Source organism: Paenibacillus sp. cl6col, assembly GCF_900102125.1.
GTDB lineage: Bacteria > Bacillota > Bacilli > Paenibacillales > Paenibacillaceae > Paenibacillus_B > Paenibacillus_B suaedae.
This window is the reverse complement of record NZ_FNAZ01000015.1, coordinates 38,658-52,981: the sequence shown is the minus strand read 5'-3', so window position 1 is coordinate 52,981 and position 14,324 is coordinate 38,658. Positions and strand designations below refer to the sequence as shown.

Annotated in this window: 20 protein-coding genes; all 20 read right to left on the bottom strand. The window is 45.0% G+C overall.

Going from position 1 to position 14,324, the window contains the following annotated elements:
* Window positions 1-66: 66 nt before the first annotated feature.
* The 20 genes from rplE to rpsL all read right to left on the bottom strand — a co-directional run bounded on the left by rplE (window position 67) and on the right by rpsL (window position 14,243).
* On the bottom strand, window positions 67-609 hold the full coding sequence (gene rplE, locus BLS15_RS26600; protein WP_021252449.1) for a 50S ribosomal protein L5: 543 nt from the start codon (window positions 607-609) through the stop codon (window positions 67-69).
* 27 nt (window positions 610-636) lie between these two features.
* A complete protein-coding gene (rplX, locus tag BLS15_RS26595) occupies window positions 637-987 on the bottom strand; it encodes a 50S ribosomal protein L24 (RefSeq protein WP_005544537.1) in 351 nt (116 codons plus the stop codon).
* A gap of 39 nt (window positions 988-1,026) precedes the next feature.
* Window positions 1,027-1,395 carry a 50S ribosomal protein L14 gene (gene rplN, locus BLS15_RS26590; protein WP_021252451.1) on the bottom strand — a complete coding sequence of 123 codons (369 nt, stop codon included), beginning with the start codon at window positions 1,393-1,395 and terminating at the stop codon, window positions 1,027-1,029.
* 35 nt (window positions 1,396-1,430) lie between these two features.
* The gene (gene rpsQ / locus BLS15_RS26585; RefSeq protein WP_005544539.1) at window positions 1,431-1,697 is read right to left on the bottom strand and encodes a 30S ribosomal protein S17; all 267 of its coding nucleotides are present in this window, start codon (window positions 1,695-1,697) and stop codon (window positions 1,431-1,433) included.
* Window positions 1,698-1,760: 63 nt separating this feature from the next.
* A complete protein-coding gene (gene rpmC / locus BLS15_RS26580; protein ID WP_005544540.1) occupies window positions 1,761-1,961 on the bottom strand; it encodes a 50S ribosomal protein L29 in 201 nt (66 codons plus the stop codon).
* Window positions 1,951-2,385: a 50S ribosomal protein L16 gene (gene rplP, locus BLS15_RS26575; RefSeq protein WP_021252452.1), complete on the bottom strand. Its 435-nt coding sequence runs from the start codon at window positions 2,383-2,385 to the stop codon at window positions 1,951-1,953. Before rplP ends, rpmC begins: the two co-directional genes overlap by 11 nt.
* A gap of 2 nt (window positions 2,386-2,387) precedes the next feature.
* Window positions 2,388-3,053 (bottom strand): 30S ribosomal protein S3, encoded by a 666-nt coding sequence (rpsC, locus tag BLS15_RS26570; protein WP_021252453.1) that lies wholly within the window; start codon window positions 3,051-3,053, stop codon window positions 2,388-2,390.
* 13 nt (window positions 3,054-3,066) lie between these two features.
* The gene (rplV, locus tag BLS15_RS26565) at window positions 3,067-3,399 is read right to left on the bottom strand and encodes a 50S ribosomal protein L22 (protein WP_021252454.1); all 333 of its coding nucleotides are present in this window, start codon (window positions 3,397-3,399) and stop codon (window positions 3,067-3,069) included.
* A 33-nt stretch (window positions 3,400-3,432) separates the two neighbouring features.
* The gene (gene rpsS, locus BLS15_RS26560) at window positions 3,433-3,711 is read right to left on the bottom strand and encodes a 30S ribosomal protein S19 (protein WP_021252455.1); all 279 of its coding nucleotides are present in this window, start codon (window positions 3,709-3,711) and stop codon (window positions 3,433-3,435) included.
* A 70-nt stretch (window positions 3,712-3,781) separates the two neighbouring features.
* Window positions 3,782-4,612 (bottom strand): 50S ribosomal protein L2, encoded by an 831-nt coding sequence (gene rplB / locus BLS15_RS26555; protein ID WP_021252456.1) that lies wholly within the window; start codon window positions 4,610-4,612, stop codon window positions 3,782-3,784.
* A gap of 31 nt (window positions 4,613-4,643) precedes the next feature.
* Window positions 4,644-4,934, bottom strand: coding sequence for a 50S ribosomal protein L23 (rplW, locus tag BLS15_RS26550; RefSeq protein WP_005544549.1), 291 nt, complete (start codon window positions 4,932-4,934; stop codon window positions 4,644-4,646).
* A complete protein-coding gene (gene rplD, locus BLS15_RS26545) occupies window positions 4,934-5,557 on the bottom strand; it encodes a 50S ribosomal protein L4 (protein WP_021252457.1) in 624 nt (207 codons plus the stop codon). The genes rplW and rplD overlap by 1 nt, the downstream gene beginning before the upstream one ends.
* A 25-nt stretch (window positions 5,558-5,582) precedes the next feature.
* Window positions 5,583-6,206, bottom strand: a complete 624-nt coding sequence (rplC, locus tag BLS15_RS26540; RefSeq protein ID WP_021252458.1) for a 50S ribosomal protein L3 — start codon at window positions 6,204-6,206, stop codon at window positions 5,583-5,585.
* Between the two features lie 87 nt (window positions 6,207-6,293).
* Window positions 6,294-6,602, bottom strand: coding sequence for a 30S ribosomal protein S10 (rpsJ, locus tag BLS15_RS26535; protein ID WP_005544556.1), 309 nt, complete (start codon window positions 6,600-6,602; stop codon window positions 6,294-6,296).
* A gap of 321 nt (window positions 6,603-6,923) precedes the next feature.
* On the bottom strand, window positions 6,924-8,159 hold the full coding sequence (locus tag BLS15_RS26530) for a hypothetical protein (protein WP_028532519.1): 1,236 nt from the start codon (window positions 8,157-8,159) through the stop codon (window positions 6,924-6,926).
* Window positions 8,160-8,302: 143 nt separating this feature from the next.
* Window positions 8,303-9,640 carry a globin-coupled sensor protein gene (locus BLS15_RS26525; RefSeq protein ID WP_254777409.1) on the bottom strand — a complete coding sequence of 446 codons (1,338 nt, stop codon included), beginning with the start codon at window positions 9,638-9,640 and terminating at the stop codon, window positions 8,303-8,305.
* A gap of 243 nt (window positions 9,641-9,883) precedes the next feature.
* On the bottom strand, window positions 9,884-11,077 hold the full coding sequence (gene tuf, locus BLS15_RS26520; RefSeq protein ID WP_021252461.1) for an elongation factor Tu: 1,194 nt from the start codon (window positions 11,075-11,077) through the stop codon (window positions 9,884-9,886).
* Window positions 11,078-11,182: 105 nt separating this feature from the next.
* Window positions 11,183-13,258: an elongation factor G gene (gene fusA / locus BLS15_RS26515; RefSeq protein WP_021252462.1), complete on the bottom strand. Its 2,076-nt coding sequence runs from the start codon at window positions 13,256-13,258 to the stop codon at window positions 11,183-11,185.
* Between the two features lie 62 nt (window positions 13,259-13,320).
* Window positions 13,321-13,791, bottom strand: a complete 471-nt coding sequence (gene rpsG, locus BLS15_RS26510) for a 30S ribosomal protein S7 (protein ID WP_021252463.1) — start codon at window positions 13,789-13,791, stop codon at window positions 13,321-13,323.
* A 32-nt stretch (window positions 13,792-13,823) separates the two neighbouring features.
* Entirely contained in the window at window positions 13,824-14,243 is a 420-nt protein-coding gene (rpsL, locus tag BLS15_RS26505; RefSeq protein ID WP_005544563.1) for a 30S ribosomal protein S12, read from the bottom strand.
* Between the last annotated feature and the right edge of the window lie 81 nt (window positions 14,244-14,324).

Genomic DNA, 14,324 nt, shown 5'->3' with positions numbered 1-14,324 from the left:
TGTGTCGATGGATTAAGAACTGATTGCTCAGTCCGTATCTCAAACGTAACCGACCTTTAAAACGAATTACTTCGTGAAAGGCATGCCGAGTTGCGTCAACAATTCGCGGGATTCTTCGTCCGTCTTCGCTGTTGTAACGATGACGATATCCATACCACGAACCTTGTCAATTTTATCATACTCGATTTCAGGGAAGATAATTTGCTCCTTCAAACCGAGTGTGTAGTTGCCGCGGCCGTCAAACGCTTTATTCGAGATACCGCGGAAGTCGCGGACACGAGGAAGCGTGACATTGAACAATTTGTCCAAGAAGTGATACATGCGCTCACCACGCAATGTGACTTTCACACCAATCGGCATTCCCTCACGAAGTTTAAAGCCTGCAATAGACTTCTTCGCGCGAGTGATTACTGGCTTTTGACCAGCGATTAGTTGCAATTCAGCTACTGCAGCATCCAAAACTTTGGAGTTTTGAACAGCCTCACCCATACCAATGTTGATGACGACTTTCTCCACTTTTGGTGCTTGCATTACTGATGTATAGTTGAACTTCTGCACTAGCGCAGGAGTAATTTCGTTTAAATAACGTTCTTTCAAACGAGCTGCCATGTAGAATGGACCTCCTTTCCGAAGCGATTAGTCGATAATTTCGCCGGAGCGTTTAGCTACGCGCACTTTTTTACCGTTTTCCACTTTGTAACCGATGCGCGTTACTTTACCCGACTTTGGATCCACGTGCATAACGTTAGATGCATGAATTGCTGCTTCTTGCTCAACGATACCGCCTTGTGGGTTCTTAGCGTTAGGCTTCTGATGCTTCTTCACCATGTTTACGCCTTCCACAATAACGCGGTTTTCACGAGGGAATGCTGCAATAACACGGCCTTTTTTGCCTTTATCTTTACCCGTGATTACGATGACAGTGTCATCTTTTTTCACGTGCAATTTGTTGTTATGCGACTCGAGAATTTTTTTCAATCGTGGCATGTGTCACACCTCCTGAGTCTTGCCTGGCGGGCAAGCTGATTAGATAACTTCCGGTGCCAGGGAAACGATTTTCATGAAGTCTTTTTCGCGAAGTTCGCGAGCGACAGGTCCGAAAATACGAGTCCCACGTGGGCCCTTATCTTCTTTCACGATAACCGCTGCGTTTTCGTCAAATGCGATGTAAGAACCGTCTTTACGGCGTACAGAACGCTTCGTACGAACGATAACCGCTTTGACTACGTCACCCTTTTTGACAACGCCGCCTGGTGTTGCTTGTTTGACAGAGCATACGATCAAGTCACCGATGTGAGCTGATTTACGGCCAGTACCGCCCAACACGCGAATACACATCAGTTCTTTCGCACCAGAGTTGTCTGCTACATTTAAACGTGAAAATGCTTGAATCATTCGAATGTCCTCCTTTCGGTGAAACTATCCGTTCATTAAACGATAACTGCTTTCTCAACGATTTCAACGAGTCTCCAGCGCTTGTCTTTCGACAACGGACGCGTCTCCATGATTTTTACAGTATCGCCAATTTTGGCTTCGTTATTTTCGTCATGCGCTTTGAACTTCTTCGTGTATTTGATGCGTTTGTGATACAAATCATGCTTCTTGTATGTCTCAACCGCTACTACGATTGTTTTGTCCATTTTATCGCTGACAACTTTACCAATTTGCACTTTACGAGCGTTACGTACTTCACTCATTAGTGTTCTGCCTCCTTCCTGGATACAGGATGTCTATTTTTCCGAAACTGACATCTTGGTGTATTAGCTAGTAATACCAAGTTCTCTTTCACGCAGAATCGTATGTGCACGAGCAATCGCTTTACGCACGTCACGAATGCGAGTTGGGTTGTCAAGCTGTCCGGTAGCCAATTGGAAACGGAGGTTGAAAAGTTCTTCCTTGAATCCGGCAATCTTTTGTTCGATTTCGGCAGTGGTCAAGTTGCGGAATTCACTAGCTTTCATTTGCTTCACCACCCATTTCTTCACGTTTCACAAACTTAGTCTTAATAGGCAGTTTGTGAGCAGCAAGGCGCATAGCTTCGCGAGCTACCTCTTCAGGTACACCGGAAAGTTCGAACATTACTTTACCAGGCTTAACTACAGCAACCCACTTCTCAACGTTACCTTTACCGCTACCCATACGAACCTCAAGCGGCTTAGCCGTTACTGGTTTATCTGGGAAAATTTTAATCCATACTTTACCGCCACGTTTGATGTAACGAGTCATCGCAATACGAGCAGCCTCGATTTGACGGTTAGTAATCCATGTAGGCTCCAATGCTTGCAACCCGTATTCACCGAAGTGAACTGTCGTGCCACCTTTAGCTTGACCCTTCATGCGTCCTTTTTGCTGCTTCCGGTGTTTTACACGTTTAGGTACCAACATGATTAGTTGCCTCCTTCCTCAACAGCCTTTTTCTTAGCCGTAGGAAGTACCTCTCCACGATAGATCCATACTTTTACGCCAATACGGCCGTAAGTTGTATGAGCTTCAGCTGTGCCGTAGTCGATGTCGGCGCGAAGCGTATGAAGTGGCACTGTCCCTTCGCTGTAACCTTCTGTACGAGCGATTTCAGCACCGCCCAGACGACCGCTAACTGCAGTCTTGATTCCTTTCGCACCAGAACGCATGGAACGTTGAATTGATTGTTTCAAAGCGCGGCGGAAAGAAACACGGCGTTCCAGTTGTTGTGCAATGCTCTCTGCAACGAGAGTTGCGTCCAAATCTGGAGTTTTGATTTCCGAGATGTTGATGTGTACTTTTTTGCCGTTAGCAATTTTCGTTACTTCACGACGAAGTGCTTCAACTTCGGAACCGCCCTTACCGATTACCATACCCGGTTTCGCAGTGTGGATTGTAACGTTCACGCGGTTAGCTGCACGTTCAATCTCAATGCGGGATACGGCGGATTCTTTCAATTTATTCTTAAGGAATTCACGAATCTTAACGTCTTCGATGAGCAATGTACCGAAATCTTTTTCGGCATACCACTTGGATTCCCAATCGCGGATAACGCCCACTCGAAGTCCGACTGGATTTACCTTTTGACCCACACGTTGTCCCTCCTTATTTTTCAGATACTACAAGCGTGATGTGGCTTGTTCTTTTGTTAATGCGGCTCGCACGTCCCATAGCGCGTGGACGGAAACGTTTCATCGTTGGTCCTTGGTTTACGAAGACTTCCGAAATAACGAGACTATTAACGTCCATTTGATGGTTGTGTTCTGCATTGGCAATTGCAGAGTTCAACAATTTTTCAACCACTGGCGAAGCTGACTTCGGCGTGTGGCGCAAAATTGCGATTGCTTCGCCCACTTGTTTGCCGCGGATCAAGTCAATAACCAGCTTAACCTTGCGTGGGGCGATGCGAATGTTATTCGCATGTGCTTTTGCTTGCATGGAAGTACCTCCCCTCGAATGCTATATCAATAATTAGCGTTTGCCTGTTTTTCTGTCATCGTCATGACCTTTGTACGTACGAGTTGGTGCGAATTCGCCAAGCTTATGCCCAACCATATCTTCCGTTACGTATACTGGTACATGTTTACGTCCGTCATATACCCCGAACGTATGACCGATAAATTGAGGGAAAATCGTAGAACGACGGGACCAAGTCTTGATAACAACTTTCTTGCTTGTATCGTTCAATCCTTCAACTTTCTTCATCAGGTGACCATCAACGAATGGTCCTTTTTTCAAACTGCGACCCATATATGAATCCTCCCTTCGACAGAACTGATTCGTTTGTGATTACGCTGCTGCGCAATCAAATGGAAACATATTATTTCGTGCGACGACGAACGATATATTTATCGGAATGTTTACCTTTTTTACGCGTTTTGTAACCAAGTGTCGGTTTGCCCCATGGAGACATAGGAGACTTACGACCGATTGGAGCTTTACCTTCACCACCACCGTGAGGGTGATCAACCGGGTTCATTACCACACCACGAACGACTGGACGTTTGCCCAACCAGCGGTTACGGCCTGCTTTACCGATTTTGATAAGCTCATGGTCACCGTTACCTACGGAACCGATTGTAGCACGGCACACTTTCAACAATTTACGAACTTCGCCAGAAGACAAACGTACTGTTACGTACTTCTCTTCTTTACCAAGCAATTGAGCTTCCGTACCAGCGGCGCGAACCAACTGACCACCCTTACCTGGTTGCAATTCGATGTTGTGGATAACTGTACCTACTGGAATGTTTTCCATTGGCAATGCGTTACCGATCTTGATGTCTGCGCCGGTACCGGACTCGATAACGTCGCCTACTTTCAATCCTTTAGGAGCGATGATATAACGCTTTTCACCATCAGCATAGTTGATCAACGCAATGTTGGAAGTACGGTTTGGATCGTACTCAATTGTAGCAACGCGGCCTGGAATGCCATCCTTGTTACGTTTGAAATCGATGATACGGTATTTACGTTTGTGTCCACCACCGTGGTGACGAACCGTAATTTTACCTTGGTTGTTGCGGCCCGCAGTTTTGCTCAAAGGCGCCAGCAACGATTTCTCCGGTACATTCGTTGTAATTTCTTCGAACGTGGACACGCTCATATTACGACGAGCCGGGGATGTCGGTTTGTACTTTTTGATAGGCACTTGTTTTCCCTCCTTACTTCAGAAGTCTATATTAAACCGTCTCGAAGAACTCGAGTGGCTTGCTGTCTTTTGCCAAAGTGACAAACGCTTTTTTCCATTCGGAAGTGTAGCCGGAGTGACGGCCATAGCGTTTTGGCTTAGCAGGCATACGAAGCGTGTTCACGTTCGCTACCTTCACTTTGAAGATTTGCTCTACAGCCAATTTGATTTCAGTCTTGTTAGCACGCATATCAACTTCGAATACGTATTTCAAGTCATTCATCATGTCTGCTGTACGCTCAGTAATAACCGGACGCTTAATGATATCGCGAGGGTCTTTCATTATGCGAACACCTCCTCTACCTTCTGAACCGCATCCTTCGTGATGATGAGCTTCTCATGGCGAAGAACATCATATACGTTAACACCATCAGCTGCAACAAGCTTCACAGAAGGAATGTTGCGAGCGGAAAGTGCCACGTTGTCGTTGTACTCAGGAAGCACGACAAGCGCTTTGCGATCCACTTTTAGGTTGTTCAATACTGCCGCGAATTCCTTCGTTTTCGGTGTGTTCAAAGCAAGGCTATCGATTACGATAATTTGCTCTGCCAACACTTTCGAAGACAATGCGGATTTAATCGCCAAACGACGAACTTTCTTAGGAAGCTTGTAAGCATAGCTACGTGGTGTCGGTCCAAATACTGTACCGCCGCCAACCCATTGTGGCGAACGAATGGAACCTTGACGCGCACGACCTGTGCCTTTTTGTTTCCATGGTTTACGACCGCCGCCGCGAACTTCGGAACGGCCTTTAACTTTATGAGTACCTTGACGCATAGATGCAAGCTGCATCACAACTGCATCATGAAGTACGTTTTTGTTTGGTTCAATGCCGAATACGCTGTCGGACAATTCGATCTCGCCAACTTGCGCACCGCTCATGTTGTAAACTGCTACTTTAGGCATAATGTGCTCCTCCTTTCCTCACCAATTACTTTTTAATTGCAGATTTAACGTTAACGAAGCTGTTTTTAGGGCCTGGAATAGAACCTTTAACGAGGATAACATTGCGTTCTGCATCCACTTTAACAACTTCAAGATTTTGAATTGTTACTGTGTCAGTACCCATGTGACCTGGAAGGCGTTTGCCCTTCGGTACGCGGTTCGCTTGAATGGAACCCATGGAACCTGGTCCACGATGGTAACGGGAACCGTGAGACATAGGACCCGTGCTTTGTCCCCAACGCTTAATTACGCCGGCAAAGCCTTTACCTTTCGAGATACCTGTAACGTCAACGAATTCTCCCTCAGCGAACAAATCAGCCTTCAATTCTTGGCCAACTTCATATTGAGAAAGATCCACACCACGAAGTTCCTTAACGTAGCGCTTAGGTGTTGCGTTAGCTTTTTTCGCGTGACCGATTTCTGGTTTCGTAGCACGCTTTTCTTTCTTATCAGCGTAGCCGATTTGAATAGCTTCGTAGCCATCGTTCTCAACGTCTTTCTTTTGAAGAACGACGCAAGGGCCAGCTTCGATAACAGTTACCGGCAGTACATTACCTTCAGCGGTAAATACTTGAGTCATGCCGAGCTTTTTACCTAAGATACCTTTCATGTTGACACCTCTTTTCTTTCCTTAGTCCGTTCATAGTGAAGTAGAAACGGCTTCGCTATCCACATGTGGATAACCGTTTCAACTGTCTTACAATTTAATTTCGATATCTACACCGGACGGCAAGTCCAAGCGCATCAGCGCGTCCACCGTTTGCGGCGTTGGATTCACGATGTCGATAAGGCGCTTATGAGTGCGCATTTCGAACTGCTCGCGGGAATCCTTATACTTGTGCACCGCACGAAGAATCGTAATGATTTGCTTCTCCGTTGGCAACGGGATTGGACCGGATACTCCAGCACCGGAACGTTTAGCCGTTTCAACGATTTTCTCAGCGGATTGGTCAAGAATTCTGTGATCGTATGCTTTCAAGCGGATACGAATTTTTTGCTTTGCCATTTTAGTCCCTCCTTTTATCGCCCAATTTTGCATCGGACATACTCCGTGAAAATTTTCCTAACACATCGCCATGGCAAAGGGGCCGGGTGTGTCGGTAACCTCTCACTTCATCGCAACGTCGACGAACAACATTCACTATTATATATAAATATCCCGACTATTGCAAGTTTTTTTCGTAACTCTTTTTGACGATGCTTGCGGACAGCCAGGACACTACATAAATCGATTCTATTAGGCACTTGTTAGAGTCTATCACAGTTTATATATATAATAAAAGTTGAAGGTTCTGGATGTTGTTCCAGCCTCCGTAAGCTGCCCGAATTACTTCGCTCTCCATACTGTGCCGTCGGAGAACTTAACCGAAGTTACCTTCACACTTGCCTTTACCATAGTGTCATGCAAATGCATTTTCCAGGTGTAGACTCCTCTACTTCCCATTCCTATCACTTCAGACAGATTTTGAGCAATTCCCTTTAATGACGATTCCTTTGTAATGCTATTTCGGACGACTCGATTGTAACTGTCATATCCCGTCATTACAACTTCGAATGCGACAACTCTCTTTTCCGTTAAATTTATGATATCAACATTTACTTCAGGAGTACCTATAGAGTCATAACTCACTTCTGTACCTAGCACTTTTAATGGTTGGTTATTATTTTTCTTCAACTCCTGCTTCAAAAACTCTTTGACATCTTTCTCGAATACCAGATATTCCTTATCCAATTGGTACTTCACGTCTTCAAGTCGTGTCTTACTTTTGTAATAATCGATTTCATCCAAAGCTCTTGAGTTTGCTATTGTTTCCCCATCGGTGGTTACCACATTAAATAATACCGTTCCTAAGTATCCCATCACGATTCGTTTTGCATCGTCCTCTTGCTTATTACCTTTAACTGTAGCCACTGTTTCAACATTACGTAAGGTTTCGAATTTCTCTTTTATCTGCCCATCCTGTAAGTAGAAATGCTTAATTTGAATTTCACTCATCGTTTGACCACTGCGGTTATATACTTTATCGTCTGTGACCCAAATGTTCAATTCATTATTGTAAGTCGAAGTACTGAGGTTCAATTGTATTGTTTTACTTTTTGCATCCCATGTCATGCCACCAAACATTTTTAGGTCGCTTAAACGAATTACATTTGTGTTATCAATTTGATAGGCGGTTAGCTTAATGTTTCCCACGTAGATTTCTTTGTTTGTATATTGAACCGTAATTTCTTTTTTTGATGGAGCTGTATTCGCTTGTTTTACTCCTTTTACTTCCTTATTGAGGTTACGAGAAATGCGTATTGGATCCGATTTACCACCAACTGCTACATCAAATCCGTATTCGGTTAACTGTTTAATCGGTATCCAGAAAGAATTTCTAAACGTAAATCCTGATATCGATAAATCGTTTATTTTTCCTTTCATTTGCTCAGATGAAATCTTCCCAATAACAGCACCTTCTTGTAAATAGTTCGATTTTGCTGATGCTACGCCCGACAGCGAGGTCAGCAGTAATACACTTACAAGCGTCAATACAATCCCCTGAATCATACACTTTCTCATTTTTCTCCCCCTGCTCATCATAACGAAGTAAATACGAAAGCAATCATAACATGATAAACTGCCATAACATAGAAAAAGACTAGTTATTAAACCAGTCTCTTCCACTGTATGCTATATTTCTATCGAATAGGAAATTAATTAGGCTACAAATGCTTCGTCGTTCGATTGAGCTGCTCTGCAGATGCCGCAACTTCAGCTGTCGCCTCATGGATATGACTGATCATTTGCAGCAAATCGCTCATCTCGCCTTGGATATGCTCCATATTCGATGTACTCTGCTCAACATGATCAACAATTTGCTGGAACGCGTTTCCGGCAGCATCTGCTTGTCCCCGAACTGTTCCTACACTCGACTTCACGACTTCAATATTATATATAACTGCATTCGTTGCCAAATTCGAATTGCCGACGAGTTCTTCAATATGATCCACGGTATCCTTTGTATGATCAGCCAGCTTGTTCACTTCTTTGGCTACCACGGCAAAGCCTGCACCATGTTCACCTGCACGCGCTGCTTCAATAGATGCATTAAGCGACAGCAGTTTCGTTTGACCTGCAATTTCCTTTACAGCACTAACAATTGTCCTGATCTGAGCAGACGTGTCCTTTAATTGATCAACATGCCCCTTCATCAAATAAGCATTGTGGTCAATGTCCTGAATGCGCTCGATATACGTACGCATCATTCGCTCCCCCTCATCTGCCTCTAGTTGAGCATGCCGTACAGTAGAAGCTGTATGTTCAATGATATTTTTTACACTCTTGCCTCGTTCGACCAGTTGTTCAATTGTATGCTTTGTTTCCGTCGTTAACAGTTCAAGTTGATTACTAAGTTGTGCGATACTCCCCTTCAGTTCATTCTTGACCTGTTGATATTGTTCTTCTCGTTCTAATCGGTTTCGTTCTTCATATGCCTCAAGGACAAGCTGTTGTTCCAAGTTCAATATTTTATTCACAGCCAAGATCGCCTTCATTCGATCTTCTACGTTGCGGATCTCCGCTGCTATCAGATCAAGAAGCCTGTTCTGCATATTCTGAAAAGCTGCCATGTACCATTTCGTTTCGAGACCGATATGGCGATGAACGTCTGCAATCCGAATTCGTTTCCCTACAAATTCATCATTTATCTTTCCATCAAACATTTCTTCGATATGACGTTCGAGCGTTAACTGCAATCGTTCGATTGTACTATGTTTTGTTATGAGTTGCTTTAAATGCTCTACACTCAAAATAACCGAATAAAATGCCTCCGTTAATGATTTCATGTGCGGCAATAAATATGGCTTGAGCTGACGCAGTAAAGTTAGGTCTTCTGTTGTCAATCCGATCACTTCGATCTGTTTATGAATAGGATGAGTTGTGGATAAATGAATCATACCTTGCTCCATTAATTTAGCTTCTTCGGATATTGGTGTAATTCTATCCACAGTTTGTTGTTCCTTATTCCACTTTCCTGCCCATCCTAATAGCTTTTTGCTCATTTCAGTCGCTCTTCCTTCCTGCGCCTCACTTATCGGCCTAAATCCCTATATTACTAGATCTACATACCTATATGTAAGCTTATATTGTTACATATTATAGCGCTATAACAGAAATCATGTACAGTGATCTGGAAGGGACTTCTTGAAAGAATATTGAACAAAAGCTGTGTTTCTTGTAAAGCAAAAAGCCCCTTATCCGTAAGGATAAGGGGCTCTTATTACCGACTATTGTCGGTACTATCATTATTTAATGATAGTTGCAACCGCACCAGCACCTACTGTACGGCCACCTTCGCGGATCGCGAAGCGTGTACCTTCTTCGATCGCGATTGGAGCGATCAATTGTACAGTAACTGTGATGTTGTCACCAGGCATAACCATTTCAGTACCTTCTGGCAAGTTGATGATACCAGTTACGTCCGTTGTACGGAAGTAGAACTGTGGACGGTAGCCTGTGAAGAATGGCTTATGACGGCCACCTTCTTCTTTAGTCAAAACGTAAACTTGAGCAGTGAACTCAGTATGTGGTTTAACCGAACCTGGCTTAACCAATACTTGACCACGCTCGATGTTGCTGCGGTCTACACCACGAAGCAACGCACCGATGTTGTCACCAGCTTGAGCGGAATCCAAAAGTTTACGGAACATTTCAACGCCTGTTACTACGGACTTACGAGTCTCTTCTTGGATACCAACGATTTCGATCTCGTCGCCGACTTTAACAGTACCACGCTCTACGCGGCCAGTAGCAACTGTACCACGACCAGTGATGGAGAATACGTCCTCGACTGGCATCAAGAATGGCTTGTCAGTGTCACGTTCTGGAGTTGGGATGTACTCGTCGATTTGTGTGAACAATTCAACGATTTTGTCAGCCCATTCTCCGTCTGGGTTTTGAAGAGCTTCACGAGCGGAACCGCGGATAACTGGAGTGTCATCGCCAGGGAATTCGTATTCGCTAAGCAAATCGCGAATTTCCATTTCAACCAATTCCAACAACTCTTCGTCTTCAACCATGTCGCATTTGTTCATGAATACGACGATGTAAGGTACGCCTACTTGGCGAGACAACAAGATGTGCTCGCGTGTTTGTGGCATTGGGCCGTCAGCTGCGGATACTACGAGAATCGCGCCATCCATTTGAGCAGCACCAGTGATCATGTTTTTAACATAGTCGGCGTGACCTGGGCAGTCAACGTGTGCATAGTGACGGTTAGCGGACTCATACTCTACGTGGGACGTGGAGATTGTGATACCGCGCTCGCGCTCTTCTGGAGCTTTATCGATTTGATCGAATGCTACAGCTGCACCGTTACCATATTTTTTAGACAGAACTGTTGTGATAGCCGCTGTCAAAGTTGTTTTACCATGGTCAACGTGACCAATTGTACCGATATTAACGTGCGGTTTCGTACGTTCAAACTTAGCCTTTGCCATTTGAACTAGTCCTCCTTCAATAAGTGGAATAGATATATGTTATAAGCAGCCGAGACACATGACAAGTCATGCGCTCAGCCGATAGCAAATGAATCAGAAGCGAAATTATTCGCCTTTGTTCTTCGCGATAATCTCTTCGGAGATATTCTTAGGAACTTCTTCATAGTGAGAGAGTTCCATAGAGAACACACCGCGTCCTTGAGTACCGGAACGCAATGTTGTGGAGTAACCGAACATCTCGGAGAGAGGCACCTTAGCACGGATAATTTGTGCACCTGCACGAGTATCCATACCTTCGATACGACCACGGCGGGAGTTCAACATACCCATAACGTCGCCCATGTACTCTTCTGGTACTGTAACTTCTACTTTCATGATTGGCTCAAGCAATACTGGCTTACACTTGTCCTTAGCAGCTTTAAGCGCCATGGAACCAGCGATTTTAAACGCCATTTCATTGGAGTCAACATCATGGTAGGAACCATCGAAGATAGTAGCCTTGAGGTCAACCAATGGGAAGCCTGCCAAGACACCGTTCTTCATGGATTCTTCAATACCAGCTTGAACCGCAGGTACGTATTCACGAGGGACTACGCCACCAACGATTTTGTTCTCGAACACGAATCCTGATCCTGCTTCGAGAGGTTCGAAGTCGATCCATACGTGACCGTATTGACCACGACCACCGGACTGACGTACGAATTTACCTTCAACTTTAGCTTGTTGACGGAATGTCTCACGATAAGCAACCTGTGGGCTACCTACGTTCGTCTCAACCTTGAACTCACGACGCATACGGTCGATGATGATATCCAGGTGAAGCTCACCCATACCGGACAAGATCGTTTGACCTGTCTCTTCATCAGTGTAAACACGGAGTGTTGGGTCTTCTTCTGTCAATTTCGACAAAGCTGTACCCATTTTATCTTGGTCTGCTTTTGTCTTCGGCTCAACTGCGATACTGATAACCGGATCTGGGAAGTTCATGGATTCCAAGATGATCGGAGACTTCTCATCGCAGAGTGTGTCGCCTGTACCGGTATCTTTCAAACCAACGGCAGCAGCGATATCGCCAGCATGTACTGTAGCGATTTCTTCACGGCTGTTCGCATGCATTTGAAGGATACGGCCAATACGTTCACGCTTGCCTTTTGTCGCGTTCAAGACGTAGGAACCGGAGTTCAATACACCAGAGTAAACGCGGAAGAACGTCAGCTTACCAACATAAGGGTCAGTCATGATCTTGAACGCAAGTGCCGAGAACGGCTCTTCGTCCGAAGAATGACGAACTTCTTCTTCACCATCTTCAAGATGACCTTTAATGTCAGGTACATCAAGCGGGGATGGCAAGTAGTCAACGACAGCGTCAATCATGAGCTGTACGCCTTTATTACGGTAAGAAGAACCACATACTACTGGGAAGATTTGAACATTACATACCCCTTTACGAAGAGCAGCTTTCAGTTCTGGAACCGAAATCTCTTCTCCTTCGAGGTATTTCATCATCAACTCTTCGTCGAGTTCTGCGATTTTCTCGATCATTTCCATACGAAGTTCAGCGACTTTGTCTTTGAACTCAGCAGGAACTTCTGTTTCATCAACTTCTTTACCCAAGTCATCTTTGAAGATGTAAGCTTTCTCTTCCATCAAATCAATGATGCCTGTGAAGTCGTTTTCTGCACCGATAGGCAGCTGAATTGCAACAGCGTTCGCTTGCAAACGATCCTTCATGGACTCAATAACGTTGAGGTAATCAGCGCCGATGATGTCCATTTTGTTAACGTAAGCGATACGAGGTACGCTGTACTTGTCAGCTTGACGCCATACCGTTTCAGATTGCGGTTCTACGCCTTCTTTAGCGGAGAACACGCCTACTGCTCCGTCCAATACGCGAAGGGAACGCTCAACCTCTACCGTAAAGTCAACGTGCCCCGGAGTGTCGATGATATTTACACGATGGCCCTTCCATTGCGCTGTAGTCGCAGCGGAAGTGATCGTAATACCACGCTCTTGCTCTTGTTCCATCCAGTCCATCGTAGCGGCGCCTTCATGCACCTCTCCGATTTTGTGAGTACGGCCTGTGTAGAACAAGATACGTTCCGTAGTTGTTGTTTTACCGGCATCGATGTGAGCCATGATTCCGATGTTACGCGTATTTGCTAAGGAGAACTCTCTTGCCATGGTATGGTCTCCCTTCAAATTGGGTTTGGTTACTCGAATATCGAGACCAAAACAGCTTTATCCTACCAACGGTAGTGAGCAAACGCTTTGTTCGCTTCAGCCATTTTGTGCGTATCTTCGCGTTTTTTAACTGCTGCACCAGTGTTGTTGGAAGCATCGATAATCTCTGCTGCCAAACGCTCTTCCATCGTTTTCTCACCGCGGTTGCGGGAGTAGTTAACCAACCAGCGCAATCCCAAGGATGTGCGGCGCTCAGGTTTAACTTCGATAGGTACTTGATAGTTAGAACCACCTACACGGCGAGCTTTAACTTCAAGGACTGGCATGATATTTTTTAGTGCTGCTTCAAATACTTCCATAGGATCGTTGCCTGTACGCTCACGAATGATTTCGAAAGAGTTGTACAAGATCGATTGAGCAACACCACGTTTACCGTCGAGCATGATGCGGTTGATCAAGCGAGTAACAAGCTTGCTGTTATACACCGGATCCGGCAACACGTCGCGCTTAGTAACAGGACCTTTGCGTGGCATGTGAATCCCCCTTTCTGAGTAGCATTAACTTCTTATTTCTTAGCTTTAGGACGTTTCGTACCGTATTTGGAACGAGCTTGCATACGATTGTTTACGCCTGCAGTATCCAATGCACCGCGAACGATGTGGTAACGAACACCCGGAAGGTCTTTTACACGACCACCGCGAACGAGAACAACACTGTGCTCTTGCAAGTTGTGGCCAATACCACCGATGTACGCTGTAACTTCTACACGGTTCGTCAAGCGAACACGAGCATATTTACGAAGCGCGGAGTTCGGTTTCTTCGGAGTCATTGTACCTACACGAGTGCAGACACCGCGTTTTTGTGGCGCGCTCAAATCCGTTTCTTCGCGTTTCAACGCGTTGAAACCTTTTTGCAAAGCTGGGGATTTGGATTTAGTTACTTTATCTTTGCGGCCCTTACGTACCAATTGGTTAATTGTTGGCATGTTGGCACCCCCTTCCCATATTATCGACACCTTCACAAATCATTCATTTAAGTCCACAGATCCAGGTGGTTCATAAATGAA

Excerpts from the sequence above, each read along its gene's own strand:
- rplN (WP_021252451.1), bottom strand. The coding sequence starts at position 1,395 with ATGATTCAAGCATTTTCACGTTTAAATGTAGCAGACAACTCTGGTGCG.
- rpsL (WP_005544563.1), bottom strand. The coding sequence starts at position 14,243 with ATGCCAACAATTAACCAATTGGTACGTAAGGGCCGCAAAGATAAAGTA.
- rplC (WP_021252458.1), bottom strand. The coding sequence starts at position 6,206 with ATGAAAGGTATCTTAGGTAAAAAGCTCGGCATGACTCAAGTATTTACC.
- rplD (WP_021252457.1), bottom strand. The coding sequence starts at position 5,557 with ATGCCTAAAGTAGCAGTTTACAACATGAGCGGTGCGCAAGTTGGCGAG.
- tuf (WP_021252461.1), bottom strand. The coding sequence starts at position 11,077 with ATGGCAAAGGCTAAGTTTGAACGTACGAAACCGCACGTTAATATCGGT.
- rpsQ (WP_005544539.1), bottom strand. The coding sequence starts at position 1,697 with ATGAGTGAAGTACGTAACGCTCGTAAAGTGCAAATTGGTAAAGTTGTC.
- rplX (WP_005544537.1), bottom strand. The coding sequence starts at position 987 with ATGCCACGATTGAAAAAAATTCTCGAGTCGCATAACAACAAATTGCAC.
- rpsJ (WP_005544556.1), bottom strand. The coding sequence starts at position 6,602 with ATGGCAAAGCAAAAAATTCGTATCCGCTTGAAAGCATACGATCACAGA.
- fusA (WP_021252462.1), bottom strand. The coding sequence starts at position 13,258 with ATGGCAAGAGAGTTCTCCTTAGCAAATACGCGTAACATCGGAATCATG.
- rplP (WP_021252452.1), bottom strand. The coding sequence starts at position 2,385 with ATGTTGGTACCTAAACGTGTAAAACACCGGAAGCAGCAAAAAGGACGC.
- rpmC (WP_005544540.1), bottom strand. The coding sequence starts at position 1,961 with ATGAAAGCTAGTGAATTCCGCAACTTGACCACTGCCGAAATCGAACAA.
- rplW (WP_005544549.1), bottom strand. The coding sequence starts at position 4,934 with ATGAAAGACCCTCGCGATATCATTAAGCGTCCGGTTATTACTGAGCGT.
- BLS15_RS26530 (WP_028532519.1), bottom strand. The coding sequence starts at position 8,159 with ATGAGAAAGTGTATGATTCAGGGGATTGTATTGACGCTTGTAAGTGTA.
- rpsG (WP_021252463.1), bottom strand. The coding sequence starts at position 13,791 with ATGCCACGCAAAGGTCCTGTTACTAAGCGCGACGTGTTGCCGGATCCG.
- BLS15_RS26525 (WP_254777409.1), bottom strand. The coding sequence starts at position 9,640 with ATGAGCAAAAAGCTATTAGGATGGGCAGGAAAGTGGAATAAGGAACAA.
- rplV (WP_021252454.1), bottom strand. The coding sequence starts at position 3,399 with ATGCAAGCAAAAGCACATGCGAATAACATTCGCATCGCCCCACGCAAG.
- rplE (WP_021252449.1), bottom strand. The coding sequence starts at position 609 with ATGGCAGCTCGTTTGAAAGAACGTTATTTAAACGAAATTACTCCTGCG.
- rpsS (WP_021252455.1), bottom strand. The coding sequence starts at position 3,711 with ATGGGTCGCAGTTTGAAAAAAGGACCATTCGTTGATGGTCACCTGATG.